This window comes from Pseudomonas protegens CHA0, assembly GCF_000397205.1.
Classification (GTDB): domain Bacteria; phylum Pseudomonadota; class Gammaproteobacteria; order Pseudomonadales; family Pseudomonadaceae; genus Aquipseudomonas; species Aquipseudomonas protegens.
In genome coordinates, this window is record NC_021237.1 from 6537896 (window position 1) to 6555370 (window position 17475).

Annotated in this window: 16 protein-coding genes and 1 pseudogene; 5 read left to right on the top strand and 12 right to left on the bottom strand. The window is 62.6% G+C overall.

Annotated features, from left to right (window positions below; genetic code table 11):
• Positions 1 to 3: 3 nt before the first annotated feature.
• The 11 genes from coaA to argE form a co-directional block, all read right to left on the bottom strand.
• Positions 4 to 921, bottom strand: a complete 918-nt coding sequence (coaA, locus tag PFLCHA0_RS29355; protein ID WP_011064105.1) for a type I pantothenate kinase — start codon at positions 919 to 921, stop codon at positions 4 to 6.
• Positions 922 to 1038: 117 nt separating this feature from the next.
• On the bottom strand, positions 1039 to 1254 hold the full coding sequence (locus PFLCHA0_RS29360; protein WP_011064106.1) for a TOBE domain-containing protein: 216 nt from the start codon (positions 1252 to 1254) through the stop codon (positions 1039 to 1041).
• A gap of 34 nt (positions 1255 to 1288) precedes the next feature.
• Entirely contained in the window at positions 1289 to 2095 is an 807-nt protein-coding gene (ssuB, locus tag PFLCHA0_RS29365) for an aliphatic sulfonates ABC transporter ATP-binding protein (protein WP_011064107.1), read from the bottom strand.
• Complete coding sequence (gene ssuC, locus PFLCHA0_RS29370) at positions 2092 to 2880, bottom strand: aliphatic sulfonate ABC transporter permease SsuC (protein WP_011064108.1); 789 nt, start codon at positions 2878 to 2880, stop codon at positions 2092 to 2094. The genes ssuB and ssuC overlap by 4 nt, the downstream gene beginning before the upstream one ends.
• A gap of 9 nt (positions 2881 to 2889) precedes the next feature.
• The gene (ssuD, locus tag PFLCHA0_RS29375; protein WP_015637415.1) at positions 2890 to 4038 is read right to left on the bottom strand and encodes an FMNH2-dependent alkanesulfonate monooxygenase; all 1149 of its coding nucleotides are present in this window, start codon (positions 4036 to 4038) and stop codon (positions 2890 to 2892) included.
• A 24-nt stretch (positions 4039 to 4062) separates the two neighbouring features.
• Positions 4063 to 5028: a sulfonate ABC transporter substrate-binding protein gene (locus PFLCHA0_RS29380; protein WP_011064110.1), complete on the bottom strand. Its 966-nt coding sequence runs from the start codon at positions 5026 to 5028 to the stop codon at positions 4063 to 4065.
• A gap of 89 nt (positions 5029 to 5117) precedes the next feature.
• The gene (ssuE, locus tag PFLCHA0_RS29385) at positions 5118 to 5711 is read right to left on the bottom strand and encodes an NADPH-dependent FMN reductase (protein ID WP_011064111.1); all 594 of its coding nucleotides are present in this window, start codon (positions 5709 to 5711) and stop codon (positions 5118 to 5120) included.
• A 311-nt stretch (positions 5712 to 6022) separates the two neighbouring features.
• Positions 6023 to 6661 carry a peroxiredoxin gene (locus PFLCHA0_RS29390; protein WP_011064112.1) on the bottom strand — a complete coding sequence of 213 codons (639 nt, stop codon included), beginning with the start codon at positions 6659 to 6661 and terminating at the stop codon, positions 6023 to 6025.
• 273 nt (positions 6662 to 6934) lie between these two features.
• Entirely contained in the window at positions 6935 to 8260 is a 1326-nt protein-coding gene (locus PFLCHA0_RS29395) for an OprD family porin (RefSeq protein ID WP_015637416.1), read from the bottom strand.
• A gap of 502 nt (positions 8261 to 8762) precedes the next feature.
• A complete protein-coding gene (gene argA / locus PFLCHA0_RS29400) occupies positions 8763 to 10061 on the bottom strand; it encodes an amino-acid N-acetyltransferase (protein WP_011064114.1) in 1299 nt (432 codons plus the stop codon).
• A 136-nt stretch (positions 10062 to 10197) separates the two neighbouring features.
• Positions 10198 to 11355 carry an acetylornithine deacetylase gene (argE, locus tag PFLCHA0_RS29405; RefSeq protein ID WP_015637417.1) on the bottom strand — a complete coding sequence of 386 codons (1158 nt, stop codon included), beginning with the start codon at positions 11353 to 11355 and terminating at the stop codon, positions 10198 to 10200.
• 158 nt (positions 11356 to 11513) lie between these two features.
• Between argE and PFLCHA0_RS29410 the strand changes: the two genes are divergently transcribed.
• Positions 11514 to 12881, top strand: a complete 1368-nt coding sequence (locus PFLCHA0_RS29410; protein WP_041752675.1) for a CYTH domain-containing protein — start codon at positions 11514 to 11516, stop codon at positions 12879 to 12881.
• Positions 12882 to 12890: 9 nt separating this feature from the next.
• On the opposite strand, the gene PFLCHA0_RS29415 is transcribed toward PFLCHA0_RS29410, so the two are convergent.
• Positions 12891 to 13361 carry an Lrp/AsnC family transcriptional regulator gene (locus PFLCHA0_RS29415; protein WP_011064117.1) on the bottom strand — a complete coding sequence of 157 codons (471 nt, stop codon included), beginning with the start codon at positions 13359 to 13361 and terminating at the stop codon, positions 12891 to 12893.
• 124 nt (positions 13362 to 13485) lie between these two features.
• Here PFLCHA0_RS29415 and PFLCHA0_RS29420 point away from each other — a divergent pair, with 124 nt between their 5' ends.
• The 4 genes and pseudogenes from PFLCHA0_RS29420 (at position 13486) to PFLCHA0_RS32490 (ending at position 17373) form a co-directional block, all read left to right on the top strand.
• Positions 13486 to 13803, top strand: a complete 318-nt coding sequence (locus tag PFLCHA0_RS29420) for a hypothetical protein (protein WP_011064118.1) — start codon at positions 13486 to 13488, stop codon at positions 13801 to 13803.
• A gap of 113 nt (positions 13804 to 13916) precedes the next feature.
• Positions 13917 to 15695 carry a GspE/PulE family protein gene (locus tag PFLCHA0_RS29425; protein ID WP_015637419.1) on the top strand — a complete coding sequence of 593 codons (1779 nt, stop codon included), beginning with the start codon at positions 13917 to 13919 and terminating at the stop codon, positions 15693 to 15695.
• A gap of 496 nt (positions 15696 to 16191) precedes the next feature.
• Positions 16192 to 16518, top strand: a pseudogene (locus PFLCHA0_RS32485) (HAMP domain-containing protein); the annotation flags it as partial.
• A 141-nt stretch (positions 16519 to 16659) separates the two neighbouring features.
• Positions 16660 to 17373: a methyl-accepting chemotaxis protein gene (locus PFLCHA0_RS32490; RefSeq protein ID WP_370059455.1), complete on the top strand. Its 714-nt coding sequence runs from the start codon at positions 16660 to 16662 to the stop codon at positions 17371 to 17373.
• Positions 17374 to 17475: the final 102 nt, after the last annotated feature.

Consider the following 17475-nt stretch of genomic DNA (forward strand, 5'->3'; position numbering starts at 1 on the left):
GGTTCAGGCCTGACGCAGCAGCAACCGGTCGATGCTGTGGTCCGCCGACTTGTGGATGATCAGGTTGGCTCGCTCCCGAGTCGGCAGGATGTTTTCAACCAGGTTCTTCAGGTTGACCCGGTCCCAGGTATCGGAGGCCACTGACAGCGCCTCGGAATCGGACAGGCCCTTGTACTTGTTGAAGTAGGAATCCCCCGACTGGAAGGCAGTGTTCTTCAGGTAGACGAACCGCTCCAGGTACCAGGTCTTGATGGTCGCTTCGGGAGCGTCGACATAGATCGAGAAGTCGATGAAATCCAGGGCGTTCAGGCCCTCGCCCTGCTCCCCCTGCAACACATTCAAGCCTTCCAGGATGATGATGTCCGGCGCCTCCACCGACTGCGCCTCATCGGCCAGGATGTCGTAGCGCACATGGGAATAGATGGGAATCCGCGCCGCTTCGCCACGGCGGCACACCGCCTGGAGAAAATCCAAGAACAGCGGCTCGTCATAGGACTCTGGAAAGCCCTTGCGGTGCAGGATGTTTTTTTCCTGCAGGGTGGCCAGCGGGAACAGGAACGAATCCGTGGTCACCAGGTGCACATTGGGCTTGCCCGGCCAATAGGCCAGCAGCGCCGCCAGGACCCGGGCAAAACTGCTCTTGCCCACCGCCACGCTGCCGGAAACACCGATCACGTAGGGGGCCTTGAAACCTGTCTGCGGCACCTTCAGCGATTGCACCTGCGCCGCATGCAAATGCAGCAGGCGCGACAGCGGCAGGAGGATCTGCCGCACTTCTTCGGACGCCATGGGCTGGGTCGGACTGGTCAGCGTCTCCATCTCGGATGGCGCAAGACTCATCGGCTCACCGGCCCGCAGAGCGGCCCAATGGTCGCGATCGAACTCCAGATACCCCACATTTGGACCCTGCTCTGTTGTCATGTTTACTGTTCAGGTCTTGCCGAAAGCAGGGAAAGTATCAAATCTGACCGGTATTTACAGCGCCCATGAAAAAGCCCCGAAGGGCTCGCACCGTTCGGGGCCGTGATCGGGCGCCGTTCACAACTTGGCGATCGATACCTCGGTGGACTTCACAAAGGCGATCACTTCGCTGCCAATCGACAGCTCCAGCTCTTTCACCGAGCGGGTGGTGATCACCGAAGTGACAATGCCGGAAGCGGTCTGCACGTCGATTTCCGACAGCACGTCGCCTTCGACGATTTCCTTGATGGTGCCCTTGAACTGGTTGCGTACGTTGATGGCCTTGATGGTCATGGTGTTTCTCCTGGGGTCGAAATGAGCGGCTGTTTTAAAGTGCCCAGCGCAGTTGCGTGGGCAAGGGTGAAACGGGTTCCGGTTCCGGCGGCGAGCCGGGCAATGACAGCACGCGGTTGAGGACTTCGGTTTCCAGCGCCGCCAGGCGATGGGAACCCCGTACCCGCGGGCGTGGCAGCTCGACGTGCAGGTCGAGACCGACCTCGCCGTCTTCGATCAGGATCACCCGATCGGCGATCGCCACCGCTTCGCTGACATCGTGGGTGACCAGCAACACGGTGAAGCCATGCTGCTGCCACAGGCGTTCGATCAACTGCTGCATCTCGATCCGCGTCAGGGCATCCAGCGCCCCCAGCGGCTCGTCCAGCAGCAACAGCCGCGGCTGGTGGATCAGGGCACGGGCCAGGGCCACGCGCTGCTTCTGCCCACCGGACAGGGCCGCCGGCCATTCCTGGGCGCGGTCCGCCAGGCCCACGGCTTCCAGAGCCTGCAGGGCTTGGGGGCGCCAGTTGCCCTTGAGCCCGAGCCCGACGTTATCGATGACCTTTTTCCAGGGCAGCAGGCGCGCCTCCTGGAACATCAACCGGGTGTCTTCAATGGCAGCGCTCAAGGGCGCGGAACCGGCCAACAGTTCGCCAGCACTTGGCTGGTCGAGACCGGCCAGCAGGCGCAGCAAGGTACTTTTGCCGCAGCCGCTGCGCCCCACCACCGCCACGAACTGGCCGGCGGGAATGTGCAGGTCGATTTCCCGCAGCACCTGCCGCGAGCCGAAGGTCTTTTGCAGTTTGCGCACCGCCAGGGGAATGCCCTGCAGCAGCCGCGGAGGTTGTTGAGCCGTCATTGGGCACCGCCTTTGGCGACCTGGTAGGCCGGATGCCAGCGCAGCCAGACCCGCTCCAGGCCACGCGCGGCCAGGTCCGCCAGCTTGCCGAGCACCGCGTACAGAACGATCGCCAGCACCACCACGTCGGTCTGCAGGAACTCCCGGGCGTTCATTGCCAGGTAGCCGATGCCGGAGCTGGCGGAAATGGTTTCGGCGACGATCAGGGTCAGCCACATGAAGCCCAGGGCAAAGCGCACCCCCACCAGGATCGAAGGCAGGGCGCCGGGCAGGATCACCTGGCGGAACAGGGCGAAGCCGGACAGGCCGTAGCTGCGCGCCATCTCCACCAGTGCCGGGTCGACGTTGCGGATGCCGTGGTAGGTGTTGAGGTAGATCGGGAACAGCGTGCCCAGGGCCACCAGGAAAATCTTCGCCGACTCATCGATGCCGAACCACAGGATCACCAGGGGAATCAGTGCCAGGTGCGGCACATTGCGGATCATCTGTACCGAGCTGTCCAGCAGCCGCTCACCCCATTTCGACAGGCCAGTGATAAAGCCCAGCGCCAGGCCGATGCCGCCACCAATGACAAAACCCAGGCCGGCGCGCCAGCCGCTGATGGCCAGGTGGGTCCAGATATCGCCACTGCGCACCAGGCTGACCCCGGCCTCGATCACCGCGCTGGGGGCCGGCAGGATGCGGGTCGACAGCCAGCCCGCAGACACCGACAGTTGCCACACCGCCAACAACAGCAGCGGCAGGCCCCAGGGCGCCAGACGCTGCACTATGCGTTGTCCGTTCATGGTCGCACCTCAGCTCTGGGACACGGCTTTGGGAATGATGTCGTTGGCGACCATTTCCCCGAACGGGCTGACGTAACCCGCCGCCTCAGGCAGCTTGGGACGTTCGATGTCCAGGTGCGGGAACAGCAGTTCGGCCACCCGGTAGGCCTCTTCCAGGTGCGGATAGCCGGAGAAGATGAAGGTGTCGATGCCCAGGTCCGCATACTCCTGCATGCGGGCCGCCACGGTCGGGCCGTCGCCCACCAAGGCCGTACCGGCACCGCCGCGCACCAGGCCGACCCCTGCCCAGAGGTTGGGGCTGACTTCCAACTGGTCGCGACGGCCGCCATGCAAGGCGGCCATGCGCTGCTGGCCTACGGAATCGAAGCGCGCCAGGGACGCCTGGGCCCGGGCGATGGTGTCGTCGTCCAGATGGGAAATCAGCCGCTCGGCAGCCTGCCAGGCCTCGGCGTTGGTTTCCCGCACAATCACGTGCAGGCGGATGCCGAAGCGTACGGTACGCCCGAGTTTGGCGGCCTTGTCCCGCACCTGCTGGATCTTCTCGGCCACCGCGGCCGGCGGCTCGCCCCAGGTCAGGACCATCTCCACCTGCTCGGCAGCCAAGTCCTGGGCAGCTTCCGAGGAGCCACCAAAGTACAGCGGCGGACGGGGTTGCTGCAGCGGCGGATAGAGCAGCTTGGCGCCCTTCACGCTGATGTGCTGGCCGTCGTAGTCCACGGTTTCACCTTCCAGCACCCGGCGCCAAATACGGGTGAACTCCACCGAAGCCTGGTAGCGCTCCTCATGGTCGAGGAACAGGCCGTCGCCGGCCAGTTCGTCCGGATCCCCCCCGGTCACCAGGTTGAACAGCGCCCGGCCGCCGGACAACCGGTCCAGGGTCGCTGCCTGGCGCGCCGCTACCGTCGGGGAGATGATCCCCGGGCGCAGGGCCACGAGGAACTTCAGACGCTGGGTCACCGGGATCAGCGACGCCGCCACCAGCCAGGAGTCCTCGCAGGAGCGTCCGGTGGGGATCAGCACGCCGCCGAACCCCAGGCGATCGGCAGCCTGGGCGATCTGCTGCAGGTAAGCATGATCGACGGCGCGAGCGCCTTCGGCGGTGCCAAGGTAATGGCCGTCGCCGTGGGTAGGCAGGAACCAGAAGATATTGAGGCTCATGGAGTTGTCTCCTAAGGGGTCGAATTACGGTGCTTTGGCCACGGCGGCGGTGGGCGTCCAGATCACGTCTTTGATGCTCAGCGGCTTGGGAATCAGCTTGAGCTGGTAGAAGCTGTCGGCGATTTTCTGCTGCGCGGCGATCACTTCCGGGGTCAGGAAGCCCGCGCCATAGCCCTGGCGCTTAACCGAAGTGAGGGTGATGTCGGCCGGCAGGCCCAAAAGCGGTGCCACCTGTTGGGTGACCTCCTGCGGATTGCCCTTGGACCACTCGCCCACCGCCCGTACTTCTTCCACCAGGGCGGTAATCACCTCGGGATGCTGTTGCGCGTAGGGTTTGGTGGCCAGGTAGAACTGGTGGTTGTCGACGATGCCCGAGCCGTCACGCAGGGTACGAGCCTGTAGCTGCTGCTCGGCGGCTGCCTGGTAAGGGTCCCAGATGGCCCAGGCATCGACGCTGCCCCGCTCGAATGCGGCGCGGGCATCAGCCGGCGGCAGGAACACGGTCTGGATATCACTGTATTTCAGGCCGGCGTCTTCCAGAGCGCGGACCAGCAGGTAATGGACGTTGGAGCCCTTGTTCAGCACCACCTTCTTGCCCTTGAGGTCCTGCACCGACTGGATCGGCGAACCCTTGGGCACCAGGATCGCTTCGCTATGGGGGGCCGGCGGCTCGTAGGCCACATACAGCAGGTCGGCACCGGCGGCCTGGGCAAAGACTGGCGGGGTCTCGCCGGTCACGCCGAAGTCGATGGACCCGACATTGAGGCCTTCCAGCAACTGTGGGCCTCCGGGAAATTCAGTCCACTGCACCTCGACGCCCTGCTGCGCCAGGCGCTTCTCCAGGGAACCCTTGGCCTTGAGCAGCACCAGGGTGCCGTACTTCTGATAACCGATCCGCAAGGTCTCGGCCTGAGCTTGAACAATGGCGCCGAAGGACACAGCCGCAGCAAACAGAGCGACCAGACCGCGACGCAAAATGACAGGGCGCATGGCGCTCTCCTTTTTGCTGTGGGGTTGTGGCTGCACCTGCTTGCCCGTTGGCGGGCGAGTAAGGCGAGTATTTCAATCGGGGGTGAGGCTCAAATACTCCAGCGAGCACTCAACAGGCGTTCATTGAGCAGATGCGGATCCAGCGGTTTGGGGCGACGGGCCATGGCGCTGTGGAACTGCTCGAGCGCTTCTTTCAAGCGTTGCTCCAGGGCTTCGGCCAATTGCGGCTGGGCGCTGCCCTCGCCGTAGGCGATCTGGCTGTCCTCGGCAAAGATGCCCTGGAGCATCTCCTGGGCCTTGAGGGCCGAAAGCACCGGCTTCAATGCGTAATCCACCGCCAGCATGTGGGCAATGCTGCCGCCGGTAGCCATGGGCAGCACCACCTTGTGGCTCAGGGCCCGCTCGGGCAGCAGGTCGAGCAGGGTTTTCAGGGCCCCGGAAAACGACGCTTTGTACACCGGCGTCGCAATCAGCAGGCCATCGGCCTGTTCGATCTGTTGCAGCAGGTCGATGACCTTGGGGCTGTCGAAGCGCGCGTGGAGCAGATCCTCGGCCGGGAAGTCCCGTACCTGGTAGCTGACCACTTCCACGCCTTGCTGCTGTAACCAGCGCTTGGCCAACTCCAGCAGCACCCCGGAACGGGAGCGTTGGCTGGGACTGCCACCGAGAGAGACCACCAGCATGCAGAGAATTCCTTGAACGAAGAAAGCGATTCGCGGGATGCGATCTCGCCGAATTGGAGAGACCTTAACAGCCTATTTTTATATCCATAAATCTTATTTATTCATTTGTTTATTCATTAAAAATATATAAGGAAGTATTTTCCGCAGGCAAAAAAATAGGCCGTCGGAACGGCCTTAAAACCCCTGCTTTATGGATCTGTTGCTCCTGCGTGCTTCGTAGGAGCGGGCTTGCCCGCGAAAGGGTCCGCGAAACTTGCGCCAGCCTCACGACCGCCTTTGTCGGCAAGCGAGCTCCTACGGCGGTTGGTGTATCAGCGGTTGGGTTGCGGCGTCAGGCGCAGATAGGGCTTCACTGCACGATAGCCCTTGGGAAAGCGACGCTTGATCTCTTCCTCGTCCTTGAGCGAAGGCACGATCACCACTTCGTCACCGTCCTGCCAGTTGGCCGGGGTGGCCACCTTGTAGTTGTCGGTGAGTTGCAGCGAATCGATTACCCGCAGGATTTCGTGGAAGTTGCGCCCGGTGCTGGCCGGGTAGGTGATGGTCAGGCGAATCTTCTTGTTCGGGTCGATGACAAACAGCGAGCGTACGGTCAGGGTGTCGTTGGCATTGGGGTGGATCAGGTCATAGAGGTCCGAGACCTTGCGATCGGCATCCGCCAGGATCGGGAAGTTGACCCGGGTGTTCTGGGTCTCGTTGATGTCTTCGATCCACTTGTGATGGGAGTCCACCGGGTCCACCGAGAGGGCAATGGCCTTCACCCCGCGTTGAGCGAATTCGTCCTTGAGCTTGGCGGTAAAGCCCAACTCGGTGGTGCATACCGGCGTGAAGTCCGCCGGATGGGAAAACAGCACGCCCCAGCTATCGCCCAGCCACTCGTGGAAACGAATCTTGCCGGCACTGGAATCCTGTTCGAAGTCGGGGGCGATGTCGCCCAGTCTGAGGCTCATGGGTGCTGCTCCTGTGAGTGCGTGATGAAGCTACTCTGCCTGCACGGGAGACTATTTAAAAAGAATATATATCGATTTATTAATAACTGAATTGAATATTAAAAATCTCTTCACTGGACTCGCGGACAAGCGAAGACCACCCTTCTCAACAAGGTTCGAGAAGGCCTTGAGTAGCTGTAAAAAGAGGGGGATTCAGGAAGGGCTCACGGGGGTGGGCCTGACTTGAAACAACACCTCGCCCGGCATTGCGCCGGGCGAGGCTTTATCACGCTATTACAGCAGCGGGATCGAATAGCTGACGATCAGGCGGTTTTCGTCCTGGGAACGAGTCGAAGCCAGGTCGGTACGCCACATAGCGTTTTTCCAGGCAAAGCCGAGGTTTTTCAGCGGGCCTTCCGGAATAACGTAAGCAACAGTCAGGTCACGTTCCCACTCAGTCTTGTCGCCGACGGTGGTCTCGATGTTGTTGCCGCGCAGGTAGATCACGTTAGCGGTCAGGCCTGGTACGCCAACCTTGGCGAAGTCATAGCCGTAGCGAGCCTGCCAGGTACGCTCGCCAGCACGGGCGAACTTCTGGATCTGCATGTCGGTGATGGTGCTGTTGGACGAACCATCACCCTGGTTCAGCCAAGGGAAATCGCTGTCGCCGTTGGTGTATTGATAACCGCCACCGAAGGTATGACCTTCAACCGAGTACAGAGCCAGGTAGCTGTACAGGTTGTTGTCGACCTTGCCCTTGGTGATGTTGCCGCCGTAGTAGCCTGGGGAGAAATAAGTGGCGGTGTCACCGTTGGCGCCGTTGTCACGGCTGCGGTAGTAACGCAAGTCGCTTTTCAGGACGCCCGGGCCGATAGCCCAGTTGTGCACCAGGCCCAGGAAGTTCTGGGTGTAGAAGTCTTTCAGCTCGCCGTAGTAGTAGGAAGCGGTCAGATCCTTGGTGATCTTGTAGTCCGCACCGGCGAAATAGAACTTGTTGGTGAACTCACCTTTGCTGTAGTTGGAACCAGCGTTGGCGTTGGCGATCGACAGACCTTCGTTGTTAGTCGAGTTACGGCCTTTGGCGTGCTCGATCTGACCTGCGGTCAGGGTCAGGTCCTTGATCTCGTTCGAAGTGATCTGGCCACCCTGGAAGGTTTGTGGCAGCAGACGACCATCGTTGGTCTTGATAACCGGGTTGTTCGGCTGGAGGGTACCGATCTTCAGTTCGGTCTGGGAAATCTTGACCTTGCCGGTCAGGCCCAGGCTGGCGAAGTCAGGAACTGCACGGTTGCCGTCGCTTGGAAAGATGGTGCCACCGGAAGCACTCCCGCTGGAGTTACCACTCTTGGCAGGGCTGGAATCCAGACGAACGCCGTACAGGCCAATAGCGTCAACACCGAACTGAACGGTACCTTGGGTGTAACCCGAGATGAAACGCAGATCGAAGCCTTGGCCCCATTCTTCGTTCTTGTTCGCGCCAGGACCGTCACGGTTATCAGTATTGATATAGAAGTTGCGCAAGCCCAGGGTGGCCTTGCTGTCTTCGATGAAACCGGCGGCGCCTGCCTGCTGCGCCAAAACCCCTACGGCCACAGCCAGGGCCAAGGTGGACTTGTTCATGTTTCGCTCCTCTCGTTTCTAATTCTTGTGGTTCCTGGCCCCGGATCGAACGCCCGGGTGCCACAGATGCGCGATTAGCGCCAGACCGTGACTGATAAGTCAATCGTAACGACCTGTGTCTACGACCATGGTCTAATCGCAGCGATTTGGTCCATGCAGGGTAATGAATTACTCATAAACCCAAAAAGAATTGTTTAATTCTTTTTCATACCTTTCAGGAATAAAGCTCGCCATTATCAAACGGCGAATCGCAGCGTAGACGCTCGCAAGCTTATTTCTGAAAAATATTCCCCTGACTCAGCCCCCAAGATCCCCTGCGTGTAGCAAGCGCAAAACATCATTCAGGATCAAAAAAGCGACGCAATCATGGCTAAGAGCCTATCCTCCCGTCAATTTGTTACAGTTTTTGTATCGAAATGAAATTTTTCTGACATGTGCAACTGGCCGCCACGGTTCGATCAATTGATCGGGCCGTGGCGGCCAGTTGTGCAAAGAGGCGGGTTCAGAGGGCTTTTTCGAAGATCTTCGAATTGCGCTGGTAGTTGTACAGCGAGGCCCGGGCCGATGGCAGGCGCTCGACACTGCTGGGCACGAAACCCCGCTCGCGGAACCAGTGAGCGGTACGAGTGGTGAGGACGAACAGCGTCTTCAAGCCCTGGGCCCGAGCGCGGGTCTCGATCCTTTCCAGCAACTCGTCGCCACGCTTGCCATGGCGATACTCGGGATTCACCGCCAGGCACGCCAGCTCACCGGCATCGGAATCGGCAATCTGGTACAGGGCCGCGCAGGCGATGATCATGCCCTCGCGCTCCACCACACTGAACTGCTCGATCTCGCGCTCCAGCACCTCGCGGGAACGCCGCACCAGGATGCCCTGCTCTTCCAGCGGGCTGATCAGCTCCAGCAAGCCGCCCACGTCCTCGATCGCCGCCTCGCGCACCCGCTCGAACTGTTCCTGGGCCACCAGGGTGCCGCCACCGTCGCGGGTGAAGAGTTCGGTTAGCAAGGCGCCGTCCTCGGCGTAGCTGACGATATGGCTGCGTCCGACCCCGCCGCGGCACGCCTCGGCGGCGGCATCCAGCAGCTCGGCCTGATAGTTGCCCCCCAAGCGCTGCAAATGCGCCGGCACCTGTTGCGGGCGCAATTCGCGCACCAGTTTGCCGTTTTCATCCAGCAGGCCCGGGTCGGCACCGAACAGCAGTAATTTGTCGGCCCCAAGGTCGATGGCGGCGCGCGTGGCCACGTCTTCGCAGGCCAGGTTGAAGGTTTCCCCGGTGGGGGAATAACCCAGGGGCGAGAGCAGGACGATCGAGCGCTCGTCCAGCAGGCGATTGATGCCCTTGCGATCGACCCGGCGCACTTCGCCGGTGTGGTGATAGTCGACGCCCTCCAGCACGCCGATCGGACGGGCAGTCACCAGGTTGCCGCTGGCCACCCGCAACCGCGAGCCCTGCATCGGTGAAGAGGCCATGTCCATGGACAGGCGCGCCTCGATAGCGATGCGCAACTGGCCCACGGCATCGATCACGCACTCCAGGGTTGCCGCGTCGGTGATCCTAAGGCCGTGATGGTAATGGGGCGTCAGGCCACGGGCCGCCAGGCGGGCTTCGATCTGTGGGCGCGAGCCGTGCACCAGCACCAGGCGCACCCCCAGGCTGTGGAGCAGCACCAAGTCGTGGACGATATTGCCGAAGTTGGGGTGTTCAACGCCGTCGCCGGGCAGCATGACCACGAAGGTGCAGTCGCGGTGGGCATTGATATAGGGAGACGCGTGGCGAAGCCAATTGACGTATTCGGGCATGAACCTGAGCCTGTAAATAAAAAGCAGCCTATGAAAGGACGAAACGGAAAACTCACAGCGGGCTGATGGTTATCGTCGGAACAGGCTTGGCAACACGCTTACTCTCCTCATGGGTACGGACAAGGCCACCGGCAATTTACTGAAATTGGGCCGGCGTCAGGCAGTAATGTTCAATCAATTCACGTAATAGATGCACGGTAGGCTGCAAGCGTGACATTTCGAGGTACTCCCCCGGCTGGTGGGCACAGGCGATATCACCCGGGCCGAGCACCAGGGTCTCGCAGCCAAGGCGCTGAAGATAAGGTGCTTCGGTGCCAAACGCTACTGCTTCGGTACGATGTCCGGTCAACCGCTCTGCCACTCGCACCAACTCGGCATCCTCGGGCTGCTCGAAAGGCGGGACCGCGGGGAACAGCGGCGCATAGTCGATCTTCACTTCATGGCGTTCGGCAATCGGCTTGAGCTTCTGCCGGATGGCCTCGCGCAGCACATCCGGATCCATGCCCGGCAGGGGCCGCAGGTCGAACTCCAGGGAACACTGGCCACAGATGCGGTTGGGGTTGTCGCCGCCATGGATGCAGCCGAAGTTCAGGGTCGGTTGCGGGACGCTGAACTGCGCATTGCGGTACTCGCGCTGCCACAGCAACCGCAGGCCCCGCAGCTCGCCAATGGCATCGTGCATGGCTTCCAGGGCACTGCGACCCAGGCTCGGGTCCGACGAATGGCCGCTGCGGCCGAGGATCTCGATGCGCTCCATCATCACCCCCTTGTGCAGGCGGATCGGCTTGAGCCCCGTAGGCTCGCCGATCACCGCCGCGCGCCCCAGGGGTCGGCCGGCTTGCGCCAAGGCCCGCGCCCCGGCCATGGAGCTTTCTTCGTCGCAAGTGGCGAGGACCAGCAGCGGCTGCTTGAAAGGCTGATCCAGCAGGGGCCGCACTGCCTCGATGATCAGGGCGAAGAAACCCTTCATGTCGCAACTGCCCAGGCCGACCCAGCGGCCGTCGACTTCGGTCAGTTTCAAGGGGTCGGTCTGCCACAGCGCGCTGTCATAGGGCACGGTGTCGCTGTGCCCGGCCAGTACCAGGCCGCCAGGGCCACTGCCGAAACTGGCCAGCAGGTTGAACTTGCCGGGGCTGACCTGCTGGATGTCACAGGCAAAACCCAGGTCGCCGAGCCAACCGGCCAGCAGGTCGATCACCGCACGGTTGGATTGATCCAGTGCTGCTTGAGTGCAGCTCACCGATGGCGCGGCGATCAGCGCGGCAAACTGATCCTTCATGGACGGCAGGGGCATGAGCTGTCTCCGGGAATCCCAATGTGAGGCCCATCATAGAGGCATCCCGCAAGCGGAAGGAACCGCCGCGGCACCTGCGGGCGCCTTGTCCTGTACACTGCACGGCCTTGGCAGCCAACTCTTCCCCGGCTGCGCTCCCGATCCTGGATTTTCCGGCCATGCAGAAAGAAACCGAAATCAAACTCCGCGTCAGCCGCGAAACCCTCGCCGCCCTGCGCGAGCACCCGCTACTGAAAAAACGCAATAAAAGTGGCTGGGAACGCCGTGAACTGATGAATCAGTACTTCGACACCCCAGAACGCGACCTGGCCCGGGCCAAAGTCGCCCTGCGCCTGCGTCGCGACGGTGACGCGGTGATCCAGACCCTGAAGACCAGCGGCCAGAGCGTCGCCGGCCTGTCCGAACGCAACGAGTACGACTGGCAACTGGCCAAGGCCAAGCTGGACGTGAAAAAGCTCGAAGGCCAATGCTGGCCCGAAGCCCTGGCCGAACTGGACAAGAAGACCCTCAAGCCGTTGTTCACCACGGATTTCGTCCGCGAGCGCGCGGAAATCGCCTGGGGCCGCGGCAAGGCCAAGGTGGTGATCGAAGCCGCCCTGGACTTGGGCCAAGTCATCGCCGGCAAGCAAAAGGAAGAAATCTGCGAGCTGGAACTGGAGCTGCGTGAAGGCGAACCGGCTGCCCTGCTGGAGTTGGCAGCGGAGCTGGCCCTGACCCTGCCGCTGATGCCCTGCGACATCAGCAAGGCCGAGCGCGGCTATCGCCTGTTCGACGCCGGCAGCTACTCCCTGAGCCTGCCCGCGCCGCAATTGAGCGCCGAGACGCCCCTGGACGAAGCTTTCGCCGCTCTGGCCTGGCACCTGCTGGGCAGCAGCCAGCGCCTGGCCGAGCAGTACCGCTTCAATGGCCACTGGCGCCTGCTGCAGGACTGGGTGGACAACCTTGCCGAGCTGCGAGCCCTGGCCAGCAGCCTGGGCCAGGCCGCACCGCGCCAGTCCACCGCTGAGTTGCGCAGTGCCCTGGACGCCCTGCTGGAAGACTGGCGTCCGCTGGTACAGGCCGGTCTTGATGACGAAGACGTGCGCAAGGCCGCGCCGGAGCAGTTCATCGAAGAGTTGCAGGACGTGCGCTGGGGCCTGTTCTCGCTGAATACCTCGCGCTGGCTGCTGGCCCGGGCCTGGACCGCTGACCGCAACACCCGGGGCAACCGCCAGGGCGCCGCACAGCTGGGCAGCTGGTTGCCACGCCTGCTGGCCGAGGAAGCCACCTCCCTGCAACTGCCGCGCTATCAGCAGCAACCGGAAGACCTGGCCGAGCAGTTGCCGCGCATTGAACGCATCCAGGCCTGGTTGCACCACTCCCGCTCCGCGCTGGAGATCCCGGAACTGGACCGTCTCTATGGCGAGTTGAACAAACTGGCCCAGCTGGCCAACGAGCCGATCACCGACGAAGCTCTCGACGCCCGCAAGCAGCAGGCCATCGCGGTGTTCCAGAACCGTGCCTGGAAAACCCTCCTGCGCCTGTAACCCCGCCCCTCAGCGCATGACCGGCAGGCTGGTGGTGGACTTGATCTCCGACAGGGCAACGATCGAGTTCACCTCCTGGATACCCGGCACCATGGACAGCTTCTCGAAGAAGAAGCGTTCATAGGCTTCGATATCCGCGGTCACGATCCGCAGCAGAAAGTCCACCGCGCCCATCAGCACATAGCACTCCAGCACTTCCGGAAAGCCGCGGATCGCCTCGGTGAACTCGGTGAAGTTGGAGCGCCCGTGAGCGTTGAGCTTGATCTCGGCGAAGATCTGCGTGTTGAGGCCGATCTTCTTGCGGTCCAGCAGGGTCACCTGGCCGCGGATCACCCCCTCCTCCTTCATCCGCTGGATCCGTCGCCAGCATGGCGACTGGGACAACCCCACCTGCTCGGCGATCTGCGCACTGGAAAGCGAGGCGTCCTCTTGCAGCAGCGCGAGGATGCGGCGGTCATAGGCGTCCAGGTCGCTATGCATAATAAATACCCATAAACATTAAAAAATGAATTGAACAATTCATATTTAAGCAAACAAACCCAATCTTAGATAAGAAATACCCGAAACCGAATGTAAAAATTTCTCCACTGACCTGGAGACCGCCATGCCCCCTTTCGAGCCAGCCCCCCGCGCCGATGCCTGGAACCTCAACAATGCTCACTGTCGCGTGCACTACCGGATAGTGGCCGACGCCGAGGCCGATGTGCTGTGCCGCATCCTCAACCACTTCGCCCTGCAGTTCCTGGTGCCGCAGCGGGTGTCGATGCAGCAGCAGGACGCCACGCTGTATATGGAGGTGGAACTCGACGACCTGAGCTGGCATCGGGCCCAGGTGATCGGCGCAAAGCTGCGCAACCTGATCAGTGTCTGTGACGTGGAACTGGAGCTGGCGGAACCTTCGCGCCTGCAGGCCGCGGGTTGATCCCGGCAAAACCCTGCAACCCTTGGCAAGCATTCCCTTGAGGCCCCGGGGACTATTCTTGGCTGTTCGTGGTCAGAGACCCACATCTGGACAACAGCCCCAAGGAATCGCCCATGAGCGCCGCGCACCTTCCCCAGGACCGCTGGCTGGACCTCAGCGAACTGCTGCGTGAACTGCTGGCCCAGGGCCGCATCAGCCAGGATGCCGCCGAACAGGTCATGAGCGTCCGGCATCAGGCAGCCGGTAACCTGCTGCATCCCCTGGAAGTGATCGCCGGCCAGCAATTGCCCGACCTGCAGCAACTCGGCACACATCTGGACCTGGACAGCCTCACGGCCTGGCTGGCCCGGCAAGCCGGTCAGCCTTACCTGCGTATCGACCCCCTGCGCATCGACGTGGCCAGCATCACGCCGCTGATGTCCTTCGCCTTCGCCCAGCGGCACAAGATCCTTGCCGTGGCCGTGGATGGGCAGAGCGTTACCGTGGCCAGCGCCCAACCTTACGTCAGTGCCTGGGAAGCAGACCTGGCCCATGTTCTCAAGCGCACGGTGCGACGGGTGGTGGCCAGCCCGCTGGACATCCAGCGCCTGACCCTGGAGTTCTATCGCCTGGCCAAGTCGGTCAGCGGCGCCAGCAGCGAACAGAAAGCCAGTGGCCTGGGCAACTTCGAGCAACTGCTGAAACTGGGGGCCAGCGACCAGGAGCCGGATGCCGACGATGCGCACATCGTCAATATCGTCGACTGGCTGTTCCAGTACGCCTTTCAGCAAAGGGCCAGCGACATCCATATCGAACCCCGCCGCGAGCACGGCACCCTGCGCTTTCGCATCGATGGCGTATTGCACAACGTCTACCAGTTCCCGCCCCAGGTCACCCTGGCCATCGTCAGCCGCCTCAAGAGCCTGGGGCGCATGAACGTCGCGGAAAAGCGCAAGCCCCAGGATGGCAGGGTCAAGACGCGCACCCCCGACGGCAGCGAAATCGAGTTGCGGCTCTCGACCCTGCCCACGGCGTTCGGTGAAAAGCTGGTGATGCGCATCTTCGATCCCCAGGTCCTGCTCAAGGATTTCGACCAGTTGGGCTTTGGCACCGATGACCTGAGCCGCTGGCAAGCCATGACCACCCAGGCCCACGGCATCATCCTGGTCACCGGGCCCACCGGCTCGGGCAAGACCAGCACCCTCTACACCACCCTGAAGAAGCTCGCGACCCCCGAGGTCAACCTGTGCACCATCGAGGACCCGATCGAGATGATCGAACCGGCGTTCAACCAGATGCAGGTCCAGCACAATATCGACCTGAGTTTTTCCAGCGGCGTGCGTGCACTGATGCGCCAGGACCCCGACATCATCATGATCGGCGAGATCCGTGACCTTGAGACTGCGGAAATGGCCATCCAGGCCGCACTTACCGGGCACCTGGTGCTGTCTACCCTGCACACCAACGACGCCCCCGGCGCCATCAGCCGGCTGCTGGAACTGGGCGTGCCCCATTACCTGATCAAGGCCACCCTGATCGGGGTCATGGCCCAGCGCCTGCTGCGCACCCTCTGCCCGTACTGCAAGGTTCCCGCCGAGCTGACGGCGGATGACTGGGAAAGCCTGACCGGAACCCGGCACCTGCCACCCGCTGCCGGCGGCCAGCGCGCGGTGGGCTGCGCCGAATGCCGGGGTACCGGTTACCACGGGCGCACCGGGGTCTACGAAATCATGCCCTTGGGTTCCCCCCTCAAGGCCCTGATCCATCGCGACCTGGATCTTGCCCGCCTGCACCACCAGGCCTGCGCGGAAGGCATGCGCAGCCTGCGCCTGGCTGCCGCGCACAAGGTTGCCCAAGGTCTGACCAGCCTTGAGGAAGTGCTACGGGTCACGCCCGGCAACCAGCCCCCATAGCGGCACAGGAGGCGAACCCCAGGCGCTGGACTACGCTTGAGTCACCGCCGAGATAAGCAGGGAGCCCGGTATGAACATTCGTCAAAACATGCTCGCCACCGGGGTTGTCAGCCTCCTGGCCATTGCCCTGGTGGCCGGGCTGGGTTTATGGGGCCAGTCACGCCTGGCGCGGGCACTGGTGGACAACGAGCTCAACGCCAGCGCCCTGCGCAACCACCTGGAGGCCGACATGATGCACGACGCCCTGCGGGCCGATGTGCTGGAGGCCCTGAGCAGCCAGCCCGGCGATGCCGCCGCGGGCGAAGAGGTCCGCAATAGCCTGCGCGAACACGGCGACTGGTTCCGCAAGGCCCTGGCGGAAAACGCCAAGTTGCCCCTGGCACCGGAAATCCGCAACGCCATCACCGAACTGCAGCCGGTGCTGGAAAACTACATTCACGCCGCCGAGAACATCGCCGGGCAGGCCCTCAAGGACCCACAGGCCGCGCGCCTGCAAATGCCGGAGTTCTCCCAGCGCTTCAGCGAAGTGGAGAGCCGCAACGCCGCCCTCAGCAGCCAGATCGAAGCCAGCACCGCCCAAACCCGCGAACTCAGTGAAAGTGCGGTCCGCCAGGCCGCCTGGTGGCTGATCGGCGGCAGCCTGCTGGCCGCCCTGGCACTGGCCCTGTTGACCCGGCAGCTGCTCACCCGGGTGCTCAAACCCCTGGAAAAATCCGTGGCCACCGCCCGGGCCATTGCCCAGGGCAACCTGACCACGCCCATCAGCGTCGACAGGCATGACGAGGCCGGCCAACTGCAACAGGCCCTTGGAGAAATGCAAGACAACCTGCGGCAGATGATCACCACCATCCGCCATGAAAGCGAAGAGTTGCGCGGCCGCTCCCACAGCCTCAGCGACACGTCGCTGAGCATTGCCGACGGCGCCAGCGAGCAGGCCGACGGCGCCACCAACATGGCCGCCGCCATGGAGCAGATGATCAGCAATATCGCCCAGGTGGCCGAACACGCGCGCAATGCCCAGGGCATTGCCGCCCAGTCCGAATCCCTGGCCGGTAGCGGCGGCCAGGTAATCCTCGGGGTCGTGGACGGCATGAGCCATATTGCCGAGGCGGTAAACCAGTCTTCCCGCAGCATCACCGCCCTGGGCCAGTCCTCGGAAGAAATCCACTCGATCATCCAGGTGATCAACGGCATCGCCGAGCAGACCAACCTGCTGGCCCTGAACGCCGCCATCGAAGCCGCCCGGGCCGGGGAAGCCGGCCGGGGGTTCGCCGTGGTGGCTGACGAAGTGCGCAATCTGGCAGCCCGCACCGCACAGTCCACCCGGGAAATCACCGGCATGATCGAACGCATCCGGGAAACCACCGAACAAGCCGTGAACAGCATGCAAACCGGGGTCAGCCGGGTCAACGACGGGGTCCAGATGGCCCAGCAAGCGGGCACCTCGATCAATGAGATCCGCCAGGGCGCCCAGCGCTCGGCGGTGATGGTGGAGGAGATTTCCCTCACCATCGGCGAGCAGTCCAAGGCCAGTAGCGAAGTGGCGCAACGGGTGGAGATGATCAGCCTGGTAGCCCGGCGCAACAGCCAGGCCATGCGTGAGCTGACCCAGACCGTGGAGCAGATGGAAAACTCCGTGGCCACCTTGCAGACCTCGGTCACTCGCTTCCAACTGTGAGGCCACGGGCACGCCGGTGATGTGTGTCCTGATGATGCAAGGGCCACGGTATCTCTGCGCGCGACCGGGCGCCGCCGTACACTCGCCCCCCTGTGCCCCTTG

Coding starts and splice junctions, on each gene's coding strand:
- argA (WP_011064114.1), bottom strand. CDS start 10,061: ATGCCCGAATACGTCAATTGGCTTCGCCACGCGTCTCCCTATATCAAT.
- PFLCHA0_RS29360 (WP_011064106.1), bottom strand. CDS start 1,254: ATGACCATCAAGGCCATCAACGTACGCAACCAGTTCAAGGGCACCATC.
- coaA (WP_011064105.1), bottom strand. CDS start 921: ATGACAACAGAGCAGGGTCCAAATGTGGGGTATCTGGAGTTCGATCGC.
- ssuE (WP_011064111.1), bottom strand. CDS start 5,711: ATGCTGGTGGTCTCTCTCGGTGGCAGTCCCAGCCAACGCTCCCGTTCC.
- PFLCHA0_RS29415 (WP_011064117.1), bottom strand. CDS start 13,361: ATGCATAGCGACCTGGACGCCTATGACCGCCGCATCCTCGCGCTGCTG.
- PFLCHA0_RS29390 (WP_011064112.1), bottom strand. CDS start 6,661: ATGAGCCTCAGACTGGGCGACATCGCCCCCGACTTCGAACAGGATTCC.
- PFLCHA0_RS29425 (WP_015637419.1), top strand. CDS start 13,917: ATGAGCGCCGCGCACCTTCCCCAGGACCGCTGGCTGGACCTCAGCGAA.
- ssuB (WP_011064107.1), bottom strand. CDS start 2,095: ATGACGGCTCAACAACCTCCGCGGCTGCTGCAGGGCATTCCCCTGGCG.
- PFLCHA0_RS29420 (WP_011064118.1), top strand. CDS start 13,486: ATGCCCCCTTTCGAGCCAGCCCCCCGCGCCGATGCCTGGAACCTCAAC.
- ssuD (WP_015637415.1), bottom strand. CDS start 4,038: ATGAGCCTCAATATCTTCTGGTTCCTGCCTACCCACGGCGACGGCCAT.
- argE (WP_015637417.1), bottom strand. CDS start 11,355: ATGCCCCTGCCGTCCATGAAGGATCAGTTTGCCGCGCTGATCGCCGCG.
- PFLCHA0_RS29380 (WP_011064110.1), bottom strand. CDS start 5,028: ATGCGCCCTGTCATTTTGCGTCGCGGTCTGGTCGCTCTGTTTGCTGCG.
- PFLCHA0_RS32490 (WP_370059455.1), top strand. CDS start 16,660: ATGGAGCAGATGATCAGCAATATCGCCCAGGTGGCCGAACACGCGCGC.
- ssuC (WP_011064108.1), bottom strand. CDS start 2,880: ATGAACGGACAACGCATAGTGCAGCGTCTGGCGCCCTGGGGCCTGCCG.
- PFLCHA0_RS29395 (WP_015637416.1), bottom strand. CDS start 8,260: ATGAACAAGTCCACCTTGGCCCTGGCTGTGGCCGTAGGGGTTTTGGCG.
- PFLCHA0_RS29410 (WP_041752675.1), top strand. CDS start 11,514: ATGCAGAAAGAAACCGAAATCAAACTCCGCGTCAGCCGCGAAACCCTC.